Below are 17,288 nucleotides of genomic sequence, written 5' to 3'. Positions count from 1 at the left end.
TGAGGTGTAATGAAATATGAAACCAGTTGTAGCTATGACGCAATCGAGTGAATTTAATAGTGATTTAGTGGAAATAATGCATAAGCCATTTATAGAAATTCAATCACTTGAATTTGATACTCAAGTTTTGCATCATAAATATGACTGGATTATTTTTTCTTCTAAAAATGCGGTTCGCATATTTTATAAATATTTAAATCAATTAGATGTTAAATATGTAGCTGTCATTGGAAAGAAAACTGCCGAACTTTGTGAAGCGCTTAAAATTAATGTTGATTTTATACCTAATGACTACTCTCAAGAAGGATTTTTGAATCAGTTTAAAAAGAATCAACAAAGCATTCTCATACCAAGTAGTGCTGAAGCGCGTCCAAAACTCCAACATACATTAGCACAAAATAATATAGTGACTAAAATCGATTTATATAAACCTAATCCTAATGATAGGAATATTAGAGAAGTCATTCAATTGATAGAACATCATAAAGTTCATGCGGTAACATTTTCAAGTTCTTCTGCAGTAAAAGCGTATATAAGGCATGACGTTCCTTGTGGTTTTGATAAGTATGTTGCTATTGGGGCCCAAACTGCAAACACATTACGAAAGAACGGTCTCAACCCATTAATAGCTAATAAACAAACTTCGGAATCACTTATAAATAAAATTATTGAAAGTTGGTATAATAATGAAATTTGATAGACATAGACGATTACGCTCATCAGAGTCAATGCGTAATTTAGTTAGAGAAAACCATGTTAGAAAAGAAGATTTAATTTATCCAATATTCGTAGTTGAAAAAGATAATGTAAAAAGTGAGATTAAATCACTTCCAGGCGTTTACCAAATTAGCTTGAATTTATTAGATGATGAAATAAATGAGGCTTATGAACTAGGAATTAGAGCAATCATGTTCTTTGGTGTACCAAATTCTAAAGATGACGTAGGTTCTGGTGCATATGATCATAATGGTATTATCCAAGAAGCAACAAGAAAGGCTAAAGAATTGCATAAAGATTTATTAATTGTAGCAGACACATGTTTATGTGAATATACAGATCATGGACATTGTGGTGTTATTGATGATCATACTCATGATGTAGATAATGATAAATCATTACCTTTACTTGTGAAAACAGCTATCTCACAAGTTGAAGCGGGTGCAGACATTATAGCACCAAGTAATATGATGGACGGTTTTGTTACTGAAATTCGTAAAGGTCTAGATGATGCCGGTTATTACAATATTCCAATTATGAGTTATGGTATCAAATATGCATCAAGTTTCTTTGGTCCATTTAGAGATGCGGCTGATTCTGCACCTTCTTTTGGTGACAGAAAGACTTACCAAATGGACCCAGCGAATCGTTTGGAAGCATTTCGCGAACTTGAAAGTGACTTAAAAGAGGGCGCAGATATGATGATAGTAAAACCTGCGCTAAGTTATTTAGATATTGTAAGAGATGTTAAAAACAATACAAATATTCCTGTTATTGTTTATAACGTAAGTGGTGAGTATGCAATGACAAAAGCAGCAGCACAAAATGGTTGGATAGATGAAGAACGTGTTGTTATGGAACAAATGGTTTCAATGAAACGTGCAGGTGCAGATATGATTATTACTTACTTTGCGAAAGATATTTGTCATTACTTAGATAAATAATTAATTTTAGGAGGATTTTGATATGGGTTACGAGAAATCGATTGAAGCGATGAAAATAGCTGAAAATTTAATGCCAGGTGGCGTTAATAGTCCTGTAAGAGCATTTAAATCTGTTGATACACCAGCAATTTTTATGGATCAAGCAAAAGGATCAAGAATTTATGATATCGATGGTAACGAGTATATTGACTATGTATTAAGCTGGGGACCTTTAATTCTAGGACATAAAAACGAACAAGTTATAAAAAAACTACATGAGGCTGTTGATAGAGGAACAAGCTTCGGAGCATCTACATTAGAAGAAAACAAACTTGCAGAATTAGTAATCGAACGCGTACCATCAATTGAAAAAGTGCGTATGGTTTCATCAGGAACTGAGGCAACGTTAGCAGCGTTAAGATTGGCTCGTGGTTATACTGGAAGAAATAAGATTATAAAATTTGAAGGCTGTTATCACGGTCATAGTGATTCCTTATTAATTAAAGCGGGTTCTGGTGTTGCAACACTAGGATTACCAGACTCACCTGGTGTCCCAGAAGGTACTGCTAAGAATACGATTACAGTTCCGTATAATGATTTAGAAGCAATTAAAATTGCTTTTGAAAATTATGGAGATGATATCGCTGGAATTATCGTAGAACCAGTTGCTGGTAATATGGGCGTTGTACCTCCTAAAGATGGCTTCCTACAAGGGTTACGTGAGATTACAAATGACTATGGTGCGCTATTAATATTCGATGAGGTAATGACAGGTTTCCGAGTAGGGTACAATTGTGCGCAAGGTTACTTTGGTGTTACACCAGATCTTACATGTTTAGGTAAAGTTATTGGTGGTGGATTACCAGTAGGTGCGTTTGGTGGTAGAAAAGAGATTATGGACAAAGTTGCTCCAGTTGGAAATATTTATCAAGCTGGAACATTATCCGGGAATCCATTAGCAATGACGAGTGGTTACGAAACTCTAAGTCAATTAACGCCTGAATCTTATGAGTATTTCCAAGAATTAGGTGATATCTTAGAAGAAGGACTTAAAAAAGTATTTAGCAAACATAATGTCCCAATTACTATTAATCGAGCTGGATCTATGATTGGATACTTCTTAAATGAAGGACCAGTAACTAACTTTGAAGAAGCAAATAAAAGTAATTTAGAATTGTTCAGTCAAATGTATCGTGAAATGGCTAAAGAAGGCGTATTCCTACCACCTTCTCAATTTGAAGGAACATTCTTATCTACAGCACATAGTAAAGAAGACATTGAAAAAACAATCCAAGCATTTGATACTGCTTTAAGTCGTATTGTATAATGTTATGAAATAGAATGAGGTTAGGACTTTCAACTCGATGACGTCTTAACCTCATTTTTAATGAAAGAAGTGGCCGCATAATGAAAAATGTATGGATCAATAACTTTATTCTATTAGTGACTGCTGTTGTTATTAGTTTGTTATTACATGTTGCGCATGTTTTTTTACCATTTATGTTTGGTCCTATTATTGCATCGATAATTGTCATTAAAGTATTTAAATTAGAGGTCAAATGGCCATTCTGGCTTAGTCAAATTGGATTGATTCTCTTAGGGGTACAAATTGGATCAACATTTACGTCTGAAGTGTTGCATGATATTAAAAATGATTGGTTGATAATTGTTGTTATTACACTATTGCTATTAGTTTTATCTCTATTGATCGCCTTCTTTTTCAAAAAAATAGCAAGAGTAAACACTGAGACAGCAATATTAAGTGTCATTCCAGGTGCTTTAAGTCAAATGCTAATTATGGCAGAGGAAAATAAAAAGGCAAATATTCTCGTAGTGAGTTTAACTCAAACGTCTCGCGTTTTATTTGTCGTGATATTAGTACCCTTAATTTCTTATTTCTTTAGTAGTGATAGTGGAAATGAAACAACTTCTATTAAATCACCTCCATTAACGGAAGTACTAAACTTATCGCAAGTAATACTATTAATTTGTTGTATTGCAATCATTTATAGTCTTATGGCTAAAATCAATTTTCCTACCAAGCAATTATTGGCTCCTATTGTCGTGTTAGTAATATGGAATTTAACTACACATCACATATTTACATTAGATAATTATATTCTTGCTTCTGCACAAGTGATTTATATGATTAGAATTGGATTGCAGATTGCCAATTTACTTTCCGATTTAAAAGGTCGAATTGCCGTTGCAATCATTTATCAAAATATCTTTCTAATCATTGGATCATTTATCATGGTATATATTGTGCACATATTTACAAATAATAATATTAATGAGTTGTTTTTGGGCGGAGCGCCAGGAGGTATGAGTCAAATTGTTTTAGTTGCTATGGCAACGGGGGCGGATGTAGCAATGATTTCTAGTTTCCACATATTTAGAATCTTTTTTATTTTATTTGTAGTAGCCCCTATCATTGGCTTTTTCTTACGTGGCGGTATTTTAAAATTTCATCAAAAAAGATAGATTGTGTCATGCAAAGTTTAAGCGTTAGTAATTTTAATATTAAAGAGGGTTGATAAAACCTTTACCTACAATTACTTTTCGACTTATTTCTTAAATTGCACTCTATGGTACAACCTATATAAATTATTATGAAGGTTTAGATGGACATCCTTTCAAATGGGCATCATATAAACCTGCCGCTTCTAAAAATGAAAAAACAGTTACTGGTCCTAAAAATTTAAAACCATATTTTTTTAAGTCTTTAGATAATTGTTTAGCACGATCATCAACAGTAATTCTTTCTGAGGCAGTTGTATAGTTCAAATCTATAGGTTGATGATTAACATATGACCAAAGGAAATTACTAAAACTACCAAAATCCTTTTCTATTTCAAAATAACCTTGTGCTTGTGATACAATCGCTTCTAACTTTTTACGATTATGAACAATGTTAGGAAATTCCATTAAATTATCTATATCTTTCGTAGATAGCTGAGCAATTTTGCTTGGCTCAAAGTTGTAAAATGCTTGTTCATAAGATTGTTTCTTTTTTAAAATGGTTAGCCAAGATAACCCAGCATGTTGAGATTCTAAAGCCATTAGCTTAAATAAGGCTTTGCTATCATATATGGGTTGTCCCCATACATTGTCATGATAATCTAAGTAAGTCGGGTCTTTTGTACTAAATGCACATTCATTCATAAATATACCTCCAAGAGATTGACTTATCACGATTTCCATTATACTATAATTAAGTAATGAAATATATTATTGGGAAGAGTAAGTTTGAATGATAGCACAGAGAGCATATGGTTGGTGTAAATATGTATAACATTCAATCTGAAGGTAGCCCACTTGAACTTTTATTGAATCATTTATTAGTAGATAAAAGCGTGTTTGAGCGTTAATCAAATTAAGTGCAGGTATATTAATTTATACTTGAATTTAGGTGGTACCACGGAACATCCGTCCTATATTATTTAGGAGGATGTTTTTTTAATTATTAGGAGGTTTTAATCGATGAACATGGAGCCTAAGTATAATCCACGCGAAGTTGAGGCTGGACGTTATGAAGAATGGGTAAAGAATGATTATTTCAAACCCTCAGAAGACAAATCAAAAGAGTCATATACAATTGTAATTCCACCACCCAATGTGACAGGAAAATTACACCTTGGACATGCGTGGGATACAACTTTACAAGATATTATTACGCGTATGAAACGTATGCAAGGGTATGACACACTATATCTACCTGGTATGGACCATGCAGGTATTGCTACTCAAGCAAAAGTAGATGCTAAATTAAAAGAACAAGGCATTTCTCGTCATGATATCGGACGTGAGAAGTTCCTAGAACACGCTTGGTCATGGAAAGAAGAATATGCGTCATTTATACGCCAACAATGGGCTAAATTAGGTTTGGGTCTAGATTATAGTAGAGAGCGTTTTACTTTAGATGATGGGTTAAGTAAAGCAGTAAGAAAAGTCTTCGTTGACTTATACAATAAAGGCATTATTTATCGTGGTGAACGTATTATTAACTGGGATCCTGAAGCTAGAACGGCTTTATCAGATATTGAAGTAATTCACGAGGATGTGCAAGGTCATTTCTATCATTTTAAGTATCCTTACACTGATGGTAATGGCTATATTGAAATTGCGACAACAAGACCTGAGACAATGTTAGGAGACACTGCCATAGTTGTTAATCCTAATGATGACCGCTATAAAGATGTAATTGGTAAGAAAGTTATATTACCAATTGTTGGTCGAGAGTTACCGATATTAGCTGATGAATATGTTGATATTGATTTTGGTAGTGGCGCTATGAAAGTAACGCCAGCACACGATCCAAATGATTTTGAGATTGGTCAACGACATAGTTTAGAGAACATTATTGTCATGGATGAAAATGGTAAAATGAACGATAAAGCTGATAAATATGCTGGATTAGATCGATTTGAATGTCGTAAACAATTGGTTGAAGATTTAAAAGCGCAAGATCTAGTCATTAAGATTGAAGAGCATGTTCATTCAGTTGGTCATTCTGAACGCTCAGGTGCTGTTGTTGAACCTTACTTATCAACGCAATGGTTTGTAAAAATGAAACCGTTAGCGCAACGTTCACTGGATAATCAAAAAACAGATGATCGAATCGATTTTTATCCACCACGTTTTGAGAACACTTTCAATCGTTGGATGGAAGAAATTAGAGACTGGACAATTTCTAGACAATTATGGTGGGGTCATCAAATACCTGCTTGGTACCATAAAGAAACTGGTGAAATTTATGTTGGTGAAGAAGCGCCTAAAGATATTGATAATTGGGTGCAAGATGAAGATGTTCTAGATACTTGGTTCTCTAGTGCATTGTGGCCATTTTCAACTTTAGGTTGGCCGAATATTGATGCAGATGATTTTAAACGTTACTATCCAACTAATGCACTTGTAACTGGATATGACATTATTTTCTTTTGGGTTGCAAGAATGATATTCCAAGGTCTTGAATTCACTGACAGAAGACCATTCAACGATGTTTTACTTCATGGTTTAGTTCGAGCTGAAGACGGTCGGAAAATGAGTAAATCATTAGGTAATGGTGTAGATCCTATGGATGTAATAGAAGAATATGGAGCAGATAGCTTAAGATATTTCTTGGCAACAGGATCATCACCTGGTCATGACTTACGTTATTCTACTGAGAAAGTAGAGTCTGTTTGGAATTTCATTAATAAAATATGGAACGGTGCGCGTTTTAGCTTAATGAATATAGGTGATGAATTTAAATTTGAGGATATCGATTTAACTGGAAACCTTTCATTAGCGGATAAATGGATCTTAACTCGTTTAAATGAGACGATTGAAACCGTTACTAATTTAAGTGAAAAGTATGAGTTTGGAGAAGTTGGTCGTGCGTTATATAATTTCATTTGGGACGAGTTCTGTGATTGGTATATTGAAATGAGTAAAATACCAATGAATGGTGAAGATGAAGCACAAAAACAAACGACACGTTCTGTTTTAAGTTATACACTAGATCAAATTATGAGAATGTTACATCCGTTTATGCCTTTTGTTACTGAGAAGATATGGCAAAGTCTTCCACATGAAGGCGATACGATTGTGAAAGCATCATGGCCAAAGGTTAGGGAAGAGCTTGTATTTGAAGAAAGTAAGCAAACGATGCAACAATTAGTTGAAATTATCAAATCTGTAAGACAATCTCGTGTTGAAGTAAATACGCCACTTTCTAAAGCAATACCTATTTACATTCAAGCCAAAGATGAAAATATTAAAGCAACACTAATTGAAAATGAAGATTATATTCATAAATTCTGTAATCCTAGTGAATTAACGATTGATACACATATTGATATTCCTGAAAAAGCAATGACTGCAGTGGTAATCGCTGGTAAAGTTATATTACCTTTAGAAGGTCTAATTGATATGGATAAAGAAATTGCACGCTTAGAAAAAGAATTAGATAAATTACAAAAAGAACTTGATCGTGTTGATAAAAAATTATCTAATGAAAATTTTGTTAATAAAGCGCCTGAAAAAGTTATCAACGAAGAAAAAGAAAAACAACTACGTTATCAAGAAAAATATGATGGTGTGAAAAACAGAATTGAACAATTAAAAGCATAGGAGAATCGCCAATGAATTACCTAGAGAGTTTGTATTGGATACATGAGAGAACTAAATTTGGTGTCAAACCTGGTGTAAAACGTATGGAGTGGATGCTAGATCGTTTGAATAACCCTCAATTAAATATTAGAGGCATACATGTTGGTGGTACAAATGGTAAAGGCTCAACTGTAGCTTACATTAGAGCCGCTTTAGTGGAAAATGGTTATGAGGTAGGAACTTTTACTTCTCCATTTATTGAAAATTTTAATGAAAGAATTAGTCTAAATGGACTTCCAATTACAAATGACGAGATTGTTGAATTAGTCGAAATAGTTAAACCAATTAGTGAAGCTTTAGAGCAGGAAACAGAACTAGGTGGTGCTACTGAGTTTGAAATCATTACAACAATGATGTTTGTATACTTTGGACAAATTCACCCTGTTGATTTTGTTGTAGTTGAAGCAGGGTTAGGTATAAAAAATGACTCCACTAATGTGTTTAACCCAATTCTCTCAGTACTTACAAGTATTGGATTAGATCATACTGATATTTTAGGTAACACTTATTTAGATATTGCAAAAGACAAGGGTGCTATTATTAAACCTAATATACCTGTGATTTATGCTGTTAAAAATGAAGAAGCATTAAAATATATTAGAGACCTAGCTGAAAGTAATGAGGCGAAACCAATTGAATTAGACCGTGAAATTGTGGTTGTTTCACAAGAAGATGAATTCACTTATCGTTATAAGGGCTATGAGCTAGAAACAATTATTTTAAACATGCTTGGTGAACATCAAAAAGAAAATGCAGCTCTTGCAATTACTGCATTGATTGAGCTATATGAACAAGAAATTATTACGCTAGATTTTAATAAAATGATTGATGCTATTGAGAGTGTTAGTTGGACTGGTCGTATTGAACAAGTAAAAGAGAATCCATTAATCATTATAGATGGAGCCCACAATAACGAAAGTATTGAAGCTTTAATTGATACGATCAAGAATTATTATGATAACGAAAAAATGGACGTTCTTTTCTCGGCAATAAAAGGTAAACCAGTGCATGGCATGCTTAATAAACTTGAAGAGATCTCAAATCACCTATATTTCACTGAATTCGATTTCCCTAAAGCATTGACTAAAGATGAGTTGTCAGAACAAGTAAATTTAGAGCATATTGAATTTATTGATGATTATGTTTCTTTTATAAAAAAATATGATGGCAATGGGTTATTAATTACTGGTAGTTTATATTTTATAAGTGAAGTAAAAAGTAAAACTGAATTTTAAACTTGAATTAGTATATCCCCAAGTCATTTAGGATAACATTGTACCTAAATGACTCGGGGATATTTGATTATCACTAAATTTTAGTTATTGATAATGAAATTAATATTTTTCTTAAATACTATTATTTATTTATAAAATAAATAACATAACTCATTTACTTTCAAGGTGAAATAGTTATAATTAGTTTAGGTGATGCTAGTGTTATTAATATCTTATGTTTGTAGTGTTTTGTTTAGTTTTTTATACCATCTCACCAATACGAACAGTTTGAATTTGAATTATCTTGTTAGGCGTTCCAAGTGTGATTATTGCGGTCGTAAATTATGTTGGTTCGAATTAATACCCATATTTAGCTTTTTTATTTTAAAAGGAAAATCTAATTGTTGTAATCAAAAGTTAAAACGTCATTATATTTTTGGGGAATGCTTAGCTTTCTTAATTATACCTTTAATAATTAATTTTGATACTAATGTACACTTCTCTCTATTTATTACTACTTATTTATTCCTTCTTACAATGGCATTGTATGACCTTCAAACGTTAACAATTAATATAGTCATAATAATTCTATATACTATTGTATGACCTTCAAACGTTAACAATTAATATAGTCATAATAATTCTATATACTATTGTATGTGCAAAAATCACGATGATTTATTTTTCAACCTTTATATTCTTCACTTTAATATTTCATCTATATTATTTTCTTTTTCCAAGACAAATAGGATATGGTGATATATTACTTTTAAGTATCTTATCTTGTTTTTTCCCATATCACTTTTATTTGATATTTCTTCTTTATACGCTAATAATCGCTATTATAGTTTCTTCAATTTTATTAATAATGAAACAGCAAACTTATATTCCTTTTGTACCATTCATGTTTATTGGTTTTATGATGACAAATTATTTATACCAGAGCACGCTATTATACATTTAGAAAGGTTGATCTAGTTTGAGAATTAAAAGTATGGCAAAGTCTGAATTACCTAGAGAGCGTCTTATTCACAATGGAGCAAAAAGTTTATCTAATAGTGAGTTATTAGCAATTCTTATAAATACAGGAAGACAAGGATTTTCAAGTTTAGATATTGCTAATGAATTAATGATTAGCTTTAATGGTTTGAAAGAACTAAAACATTTATCAATTAATGATTTAACAACAATTAAAGGAATTGGACTATATAAAGCAGTCATCCTTAAAGCTGCTTTTGAATTAGGTGAAAGAATGTATGCTAGAGATTTTAATGAAAAAATTAAGATAACATCACCAAGTGATGTATCTAATATTATGATGTCAAAAATGAAAGATTTGACTCAAGAACATTTTGTAGTACTTTTATTAAACTCTAAAAATATTGTGATAAAAGAAGAAACAATCTATAAAGGGACATTAAATTCTTCAGTAATACATCCACGTGAAGTTTTCAAAGCAGCTATTAGAGCATCTAGTAATGCGATTATAGTTTTACATAATCATCCTTCTGGCGATGTCACACCTTCTAAAGAAGATATTGAAACAACAATTAGATTAAAGGAATGTGGTGAATTACTAGGAATTCAAGTCCTTGATCATATAATTATTGGTGATCAAAAATATGCTAGTTTAGTAGAAGAAGGTTACTTTGACTTGAGTAATTAATGGTATCATTTGTTTAAAATATTAGTAATCCTGTATAATTGTGGTTGAAAAATTTTATAGAGGTGCATTATGACATTATTTTTAATAATAGGAATTTTGATACCAGTAGTTTATGTTCTTAGACAGACAATCAAAGAACATACGATTGGACTTAAGGAAATGTTCACGACAATTGTTTTATCTATGATAGGGATTGTCTTATTTTCTGTAATAGGTGTACTGATTAGCGGTCAAAATACTAATATAGCATCATTAATTTTTGCCTCGTTAATTACAGGGGTAATATGGGGACTATTATTATCAGGTGTATATAAATTATTTAACTATCTGACACATACATTTAAAAAATAAAACTAGCCATTGCAATATCAATCCTACAAGAATTGAGACATGGCTAGTTTAATAATTTATTGAATATAGGCTGATAGTACTTGGAAATTTTCCATAATCCAAAGTATGCCTTGATATCCTAAATATAATCCTAATAATATTAAGGCTGCAGATATTATAAATCTAAGAATTGCAAACCCAACTCTAAATAACAATATCACAAGTAATGCAATTAAAATGATACTCACAATACTCATTATCAACACTCCTCATGAATATCCATAAACGATAATATAACCTTATTATAAAGCATCTAGGATTAATTTGGAATCATACTTTAGTACATACCATTATCATGCTAAAGACTGATGTTGATATAGTATTATTCTATTATAATAAAGATTACTATTGGAGGGTATTTAATGCGTTTTTTTCTTAGTATTATAAAAAATATTATTGCAGTTATAGCTATTATTTGTATTATATATTTTGCATTAAAATACGCACCATTTCTAAGGGATCAAGATTGGAATCCGATAAATCATTCTATAAACAACGAGCAGTTGAATAACTCACCAAACAATTTAAATCGTCCTCATAACATATCAACAAAAGGTAAGCGTTATGTGCTTGAGGATAATGATATTTTACAAAATATCCCGGCAAGTCAAACAAAAAATGTATTTAAATACATAGATAAGAAAGAGTTTATGGCGGTATCATGCTTAGGAAGAATGGGATATAATGACAATTACATTGCTGGACAACGTAATGACGAATTCATTATTTATAAATTTGGTAGTGATCAGATAAAAGTATATCGAACTGAAATAGAAATGGAACAAGATTTGAATGCACTTGGTCAATATATTGAATTAAAGCCTTTTGATGCATATTAATTAAGTTTTCATAATTGAACTAGTTTATTTTCTACGTTATGGTTAAGTTATAAACTATATTTTAAAGGTTGGTGTGATACATGTCTGAACAATCTAAAGAAAAACAAGCAAATGAACAAGCTAAAGCACAAAATCTTTTCGCTAAATGGAGAAAAGATGAAAAACTTTATAGTGATGATGATAAAAAGGATAAAGATAAATAACTAAATTGAGTTCATACTGAGTTTATTAAGATTAGGTACCACTAACTATTTGACGCATTGCGTAATAGTCGTGATATCTAATCTCTTTTTTAATTAAAGATGTTGATATAGAATGAACTTAGTGCTTTATTTCAAACAACGAGTAATATAAAATAATAAAGGATGATTTAAATAAGAATTTGTAGAGGTGTTATAAGTGCAAAAGTTTTTTAAAAATAACAAATTAATTGTTGTTTTTTGTGCGGTTATAATTTTTATTGCACTGATTGGTTTGTCATTAAGGTCACATACACAATCACCTCCTGAACAATATGTGGGGGATTCTGTTTCTCTTGGGCAAAGAGTCGTGAGCTATCCTGTCAATTTTGTTACTGGAGCGATAAATAATCTTTTTAGCTCAAATAAAACAACTGACAACAAGAAAGTAAAACAACTAGAGGCTAAAAATGAAAAGTTAGAAGCGGAAAATAAAGATTTAAAAAAAGAATTAGATATGACTGATATTTCTAAATATGATCCAATTTCTGGTGCTGTAATCGCTAGAAATGCTGACCAATGGATGAATACAGTAATCATTGATAAAGGAAATAAAGACGGTGTTAAATCAAATATGGCTGTTATGACAGCTGAAGGTTTAGTTGGAAGAGTAACGAAAGTTAACCAATTTTCAGCACAAGTAGACTTATTATCTACTAACACTAGAACAGGTAAATTGTCTGTTAACATTCAACACGATTCTAAAAATGTATTTGGCTTAATCGACCAGTATGATAAAAAGAATCAAGAACTAGTCATTGGCAATATCAATAATAAAGATAAGATTTCAAAAGGCGATAAGGTCATAACTAGTGGGTTGGCCGATCAATTACCAAGTGATTTATACATAGGTGAAGTGACCAAAGTTGAAAATGATGAGTATGGATTAGCAAAAGAAGTTAGAGTTAAAACAGGCGCTAATTTATCCGATATTAGCCACATATATATCGCCAAAAAAGATCCTGACAACGCTGCCGATGAAAGCAGGGACAATTGATGAGAGTATTTTTGTACTTAATCGTTGGTGTAGTACTGTTTTACATTGACAGTATCATTGGACTTCTAATCCCAATGCATCTTGGTCATTTCGAGTTTAATTTTATTCCTCACTTAATTTTGTTGTATATTTTGTTGATAACGATTTATCGTGGCTTTGGAATCGGATTAATATTCGCAATTCTGTTTGGAATCGTAACTGATATATATGTCGGCAGTGTCTATGGATTATATATGTTTGGTTACTTAGCACTTGTCGTTATATTTGATAAATTTCTTAAAGTTTTTTATCGAGATTATACAATGATTTGTATTTTGAGTATTATTAGTATTATTGTTTTCGAAATTTACGTAGCAATTATTTATGGTGTGATTGGATTTGCTAATATTGATATAATCAATTTCATCTTATTAAGAATGATTCCAACTATTATATTAAATGTCATTTTACTTATTATACTTTTCCCAGTTTTTATAAAATTTATGAAAAAAACTCATATACAAGATTGACACCGGTATTTAGTAATGGTAAGATGCAATAGTTGAGTAGTTTTATAGCTACATACAACCGCTCAAATATAGGTTTAAGAACATTTTTAATGTCACCTATATATGGCGTGACTTATTAATATAGGAGGTGCAAAGTATGTTTGCTATTATCGAAACAGGCGGTAAACAAATTAAAGTAGAAGAAGGTCAAGAAATCTTCGTTGAAAAATTAGATGTTAATGAAGGTGACTCATTCACATTTGATAAAGTATTATTTGTAGGTGGCGATTCAGTTAAAGTTGGTGCCCCAACTGTTGAAGGTGCTACTGTTACTGCTACAGTTAACAAACAAGGTCGCGGTAAAAAAATCACTGTATTTACGTATAAACGTCGTAAAGACTCTAAACGTAAAAAAGGCCATCGTCAACCATATACTAAATTAACTATTGATAAAATCAACGCTTAATTTATGATTACAGTTGACATCACTATTAATGATAGTGGAAAAGTAACAGACGTTATTATGGATGGTCATGCTAATCATGGTGAATATGGACATGACATTGTTTGTGCAGGTGCCTCAGCGGTTTTATTTGGAAGCGTTAATGCAATTCTAGGTTTAACTTCTGAGAAACCAGACATTGACTATGAGGATGATGGAGGTCATTTTCATATAAGAAGTGTAGATACAAACAATGAACAAGCGCAATTAATTCTTCAAGCAATGTTAGTTTCTTTACAAACGATTGAAGATGAATATAATGAAAATATCAGATTAAATTACAAGTGAGGTGTATCCCGATGTTAAAATTAAACTTACAGTTCTTCGCATCTAAAAAAGGGGTAAGTTCTACTAAAAACGGTCGTGACTCAGAATCAAAACGTTTAGGTGCTAAACGTGCTGATGGTCAATACGTTACAGGCGGTTCTATTTTATACCGTCAACGTGGTACTAAAATTTATCCTGGTGAAAATGTAGGTCGTGGTGGCGATGATACATTATTCGCTAAAATCGACGGCGTTGTTCGTTTCGAACGTAAAGGTCGCGACAAAAAACAAGTTTCTGTATACGCAGTAGCTGAATAATTTTGTCTAGTTAACACCAGAAGTGAATACTTCTGGTGTTTTATTTTGTTTTAATACAAAAGTAGTAACTTTATAGTGTTAATTTTTCATGCTTTAATGGATAATGTTATAATGTTGTCATTAAAGAACAAATCGTAAAAGAGGTGAGATATATGTTTGTCGATCAAGTTACAATATCTCTTAAAGCTGGTGATGGTGGTAATGGTATCACTGCCTATAGAAGAGAGAAATATGTTCCGTTTGGAGGACCAGCTGGTGGCGACGGTGGTAAGGGCGCATCAGTTGTTTTTGAAGTAGATGAGGGATTAAGAACATTATTAGATTTTAGATACCAACGTCATTTTAAAGCTAAAAAGGGCGAGAATGGGCAAAGTAGTAATATGCATGGTAGAGGTGCAGATGATTTAGTGTTAAAAGTACCTCCTGGTACAATAATCAAAAGTGTGGAAACTGATGAAGTATTAGCTGACCTTGTTGAAGATGGCCAACGTGCTGTTGTAGCTCGTGGTGGACGAGGTGGACGAGGTAACTCTCGTTTTGCTACACCTAGAAACCCAGCACCAGACTTTAGTGAAAATGGTGAGCCAGGTGAAGAATTAGATGTAATAATAGAGCTTAAATTATTAGCAGATGTTGGATTAGTTGGATTCCCTAGTGTTGGTAAATCAACATTATTGTCAATAGTTTCAAAAGCAAAACCAAAGATTGGTGCGTATCATTTTACTACAATTAAGCCAAATTTAGGTGTCGTTTCAACACCTGACAATAGAAGTTTTGTTATGGCCGATTTACCAGGTTTAATTGAAGGTGCTTCAGATGGTGTTGGATTAGGACATCAGTTTTTAAGACATGTTGAACGTACAAAAGTGATTGTTCATATGATAGATATGAGTGGATCAGAAGGTAGAGATCCATTTGATGATTACCAAATTATAAATAAAGAATTAATAAATTATAAACAACGATTAGAGGATAGACCTCAAATTGTGGTCGCTAATAAAATGGATATGCCCGATGCACAAGATAATTTAACTTTATTTAAAGAACAAGTAGATGATAGCATTACGATAATTCCTGTTTCTACAATTACAAGAGATAATATTGAACAGTTATTATACGCTATAGCAGATAAATTAGATGAAGTTAAAGATATTGACTTTAGCGTTGATAACGATGAAGAAATAGGTGTTAACCGTGTACTTTATAAACATACGCCTTCTCAAGATAAATTCACTATCACTAGAGACGACGATGGTGCGTATGTAGTAAGTGGTAATGCAATTGAGAGAATGTTCAAAATGACAGACTTTAATAGTGACCCAGCAGTAAGAAGGTTTGCTAGACAAATGCGTTCAATGGGTATTGATGATGCACTGAGAGAACGTGGCTGTAGTAATGGAGACATCGTTAGAATTTTAGGTGGAGAATTTGAATTTGTAGAATAGGAGTGCTAACAGTGGACAACAAAGATTATAAAAAGTTTTACTTGATACGTGAAGATGTCTTACCTGAATCAGTGGTAAAAACATTAAAAATTAAAGATGCTTTAAAAAATAATCCGGAATTGTCCATTTATGAAGCTGTTAAATTATTTGATCTTTCACGTAGTGCATTTTATAAATATAGAGAAACAATCTTCCCTGTAGATGAAAAAATGTTAAATCATCGTGAATTTACGCTTATTCTTTATGTTAATGATATTGTTGGGATGTTAGCGCAAGTACTTAATAAGGTTTCTAAATTGCAATTATCTGTTCTTACTATACATCAAAGTGTACCAATGGAAGAGAAAGCTACGATAACATTATCACTTAGCGCAAAAGATACCACCATTTCAATTGATGAAATTATAAAGGCATTAAGAAATATTGAACATGTTTCTAAAGTTGAATTAATAAGTATGAGTATGTAAGGAAGGTAACGAATGTACGCTTATATTAGAGGTAAATTGACGCAATTATTTCCAACGCATGTAGTTGTTGAATCAACTAATGGGGTTGGATATGAAATTCAGACTCCAAATTCCTATCGATTTCAAAAATATTTGGAGAAAGAATTAGTAATTTATACATCTTTAATTGTTAGAGAAGATGCTCAGTTACTTTATGGATTTATTAATGAAGAAGAAAAAGATATGTTCTTAAGTTTAATCAAAGTTACAGGTATAGGTCCAAAGTCTGCATTAGCAATTTTAGCTACTAGTACACCAAATGAAGTTAAAATAGCAATTGAAAATGAGAATGATGTTTATTTGACTAAGTTTCCAGGTATTGGTAAGAAAACTGCACGTCAAATTGTGCTGGATCTAAAAGGCAAAGTTCAAATTACAAATGAAACAACTGAGACACTTTTAAGCATCAATGAAGAAAGTTCAAATAACGAAAAACTAGTTAAAGAAGCATTACTCGCCCTAGAAGCTTTAGGTTACTCAAAACGAGAAATTTCTAAAGTTGAAAAAGTACTCAACAAATCAACATTTGATTCTGTTGATAAAGCAGTAAAACTAGGACTAAAAACACTTGTGTCTTAAATTATAAAAATCATATTATTTACAACTACTAATGTAACTGGGGGGG

General features: G+C 31.9%; 21 protein-coding genes and 2 other annotated features. Of the genes, 19 read left to right on the top strand and 2 right to left on the bottom strand.

Going from position 1 to position 17,288, the window contains the following annotated elements; genetic code table 11:
- Window positions 1-16 precede the first annotated feature (16 nt).
- From BB045_RS08155 to BB045_RS08140, 4 genes are all read left to right on the top strand, one after another.
- The gene (locus tag BB045_RS08155) at window positions 17-697 is read left to right on the top strand and encodes a uroporphyrinogen-III synthase (RefSeq protein WP_075140662.1); all 681 of its coding nucleotides are present in this window, start codon (window positions 17-19) and stop codon (window positions 695-697) included.
- Entirely contained in the window at window positions 687-1,661 is a 975-nt protein-coding gene (gene hemB / locus BB045_RS08150) for a porphobilinogen synthase (protein WP_070580859.1), read from the top strand. Before BB045_RS08155 ends, hemB begins: the two co-directional genes overlap by 11 nt.
- Before the next feature lie 22 nt (window positions 1,662-1,683).
- Entirely contained in the window at window positions 1,684-2,967 is a 1,284-nt protein-coding gene (gene hemL / locus BB045_RS08145) for a glutamate-1-semialdehyde 2,1-aminomutase (protein ID WP_070580857.1), read from the top strand.
- A gap of 80 nt (window positions 2,968-3,047) precedes the next feature.
- Entirely contained in the window at window positions 3,048-4,124 is a 1,077-nt protein-coding gene (locus BB045_RS08140) for an AbrB family transcriptional regulator (protein ID WP_070678455.1), read from the top strand.
- Window positions 4,125-4,250: 126 nt separating this feature from the next.
- On the opposite strand, the gene BB045_RS08135 is transcribed toward BB045_RS08140, so the two are convergent.
- A complete protein-coding gene (locus BB045_RS08135; protein WP_053024744.1) occupies window positions 4,251-4,805 on the bottom strand; it encodes a DNA-3-methyladenine glycosylase I in 555 nt (184 codons plus the stop codon).
- A gap of 56 nt (window positions 4,806-4,861) precedes the next feature.
- Window positions 4,862-5,080: a binding site (T-box leader), on the top strand.
- Between the two features lie 43 nt (window positions 5,081-5,123).
- Here BB045_RS08135 and BB045_RS08130 point away from each other — a divergent pair.
- From BB045_RS08130 to BB045_RS08110, 5 genes are all read left to right on the top strand, one after another.
- A complete protein-coding gene (locus BB045_RS08130; protein WP_070678457.1) occupies window positions 5,124-7,754 on the top strand; it encodes a valine--tRNA ligase in 2,631 nt (876 codons plus the stop codon).
- An 11-nt stretch (window positions 7,755-7,765) separates the two neighbouring features.
- A complete protein-coding gene (locus BB045_RS08125; protein WP_070580851.1) occupies window positions 7,766-9,028 on the top strand; it encodes a bifunctional folylpolyglutamate synthase/dihydrofolate synthase in 1,263 nt (420 codons plus the stop codon).
- Between the two features lie 192 nt (window positions 9,029-9,220).
- Complete coding sequence (locus tag BB045_RS12560) at window positions 9,221-9,613, top strand: prepilin peptidase (RefSeq protein WP_083605833.1); 393 nt, start codon at window positions 9,221-9,223, stop codon at window positions 9,611-9,613.
- Window positions 9,614-9,986: 373 nt separating this feature from the next.
- Window positions 9,987-10,673 (top strand): RadC family protein, encoded by a 687-nt coding sequence (gene radC / locus BB045_RS08115; protein ID WP_037550985.1) that lies wholly within the window; start codon window positions 9,987-9,989, stop codon window positions 10,671-10,673.
- Between the two features lie 69 nt (window positions 10,674-10,742).
- Window positions 10,743-11,024, top strand: coding sequence for a hypothetical protein (locus BB045_RS08110; RefSeq protein WP_075140661.1), 282 nt, complete (start codon window positions 10,743-10,745; stop codon window positions 11,022-11,024).
- A gap of 56 nt (window positions 11,025-11,080) precedes the next feature.
- Here BB045_RS08110 and BB045_RS08105 read toward each other — a convergent pair whose 3' ends face one another.
- Window positions 11,081-11,260 carry a hypothetical protein gene (locus tag BB045_RS08105; protein ID WP_011275566.1) on the bottom strand — a complete coding sequence of 60 codons (180 nt, stop codon included), beginning with the start codon at window positions 11,258-11,260 and terminating at the stop codon, window positions 11,081-11,083.
- A gap of 165 nt (window positions 11,261-11,425) precedes the next feature.
- On the opposite strand from BB045_RS08105, the gene BB045_RS08100 reads away from it, so the two are divergent.
- The 10 genes from BB045_RS08100 (at window position 11,426) to ruvA (ending at window position 17,242) form a co-directional block, all read left to right on the top strand.
- Complete coding sequence (locus BB045_RS08100; protein ID WP_075140660.1) at window positions 11,426-11,902, top strand: DUF4930 family protein; 477 nt, start codon at window positions 11,426-11,428, stop codon at window positions 11,900-11,902.
- Window positions 11,903-11,982: 80 nt separating this feature from the next.
- On the top strand, window positions 11,983-12,105 hold the full coding sequence (locus BB045_RS12440; RefSeq protein ID WP_011275568.1) for a hypothetical protein: 123 nt from the start codon (window positions 11,983-11,985) through the stop codon (window positions 12,103-12,105).
- A 196-nt stretch (window positions 12,106-12,301) separates the two neighbouring features.
- Window positions 12,302-13,138, top strand: coding sequence for a rod shape-determining protein MreC (gene mreC / locus BB045_RS08095; RefSeq protein WP_070580845.1), 837 nt, complete (start codon window positions 12,302-12,304; stop codon window positions 13,136-13,138).
- Window positions 13,138-13,647: a rod shape-determining protein MreD gene (mreD, locus tag BB045_RS08090; RefSeq protein WP_070580843.1), complete on the top strand. Its 510-nt coding sequence runs from the start codon at window positions 13,138-13,140 to the stop codon at window positions 13,645-13,647. Before mreC ends, mreD begins: the two co-directional genes overlap by 1 nt.
- A 46-nt stretch (window positions 13,648-13,693) precedes the next feature.
- Window positions 13,694-13,770: a sequence feature (ribosomal protein L21 leader region), on the top strand.
- Between the two features lie 13 nt (window positions 13,771-13,783).
- Entirely contained in the window at window positions 13,784-14,092 is a 309-nt protein-coding gene (gene rplU, locus BB045_RS08085; protein ID WP_002448968.1) for a 50S ribosomal protein L21, read from the top strand.
- 3 nt (window positions 14,093-14,095) lie between these two features.
- Window positions 14,096-14,416, top strand: a complete 321-nt coding sequence (locus BB045_RS08080) for a ribosomal-processing cysteine protease Prp (RefSeq protein ID WP_037536746.1) — start codon at window positions 14,096-14,098, stop codon at window positions 14,414-14,416.
- An 11-nt stretch (window positions 14,417-14,427) separates the two neighbouring features.
- Entirely contained in the window at window positions 14,428-14,712 is a 285-nt protein-coding gene (rpmA, locus tag BB045_RS08075; RefSeq protein ID WP_011275573.1) for a 50S ribosomal protein L27, read from the top strand.
- 152 nt (window positions 14,713-14,864) lie between these two features.
- Complete coding sequence (obgE, locus tag BB045_RS08070) at window positions 14,865-16,157, top strand: GTPase ObgE (RefSeq protein ID WP_075140659.1); 1,293 nt, start codon at window positions 14,865-14,867, stop codon at window positions 16,155-16,157.
- Between the two features lie 11 nt (window positions 16,158-16,168).
- The gene (locus BB045_RS08065; protein WP_070580841.1) at window positions 16,169-16,624 is read left to right on the top strand and encodes an ACT domain-containing protein; all 456 of its coding nucleotides are present in this window, start codon (window positions 16,169-16,171) and stop codon (window positions 16,622-16,624) included.
- Between the two features lie 12 nt (window positions 16,625-16,636).
- Window positions 16,637-17,242 carry a Holliday junction branch migration protein RuvA gene (gene ruvA / locus BB045_RS08060; protein ID WP_075140658.1) on the top strand — a complete coding sequence of 202 codons (606 nt, stop codon included), beginning with the start codon at window positions 16,637-16,639 and terminating at the stop codon, window positions 17,240-17,242.
- The last annotated feature ends 46 nt before the right edge of the window (window positions 17,243-17,288 follow it).

The sequence above is a fragment of the Staphylococcus sp. MB377 genome, assembly GCF_001922505.1.
Lineage (GTDB): Bacteria > Bacillota > Bacilli > Staphylococcales > Staphylococcaceae > Staphylococcus > Staphylococcus haemolyticus.
This window is presented reverse-complemented; position numbering and strand designations above follow the sequence as displayed.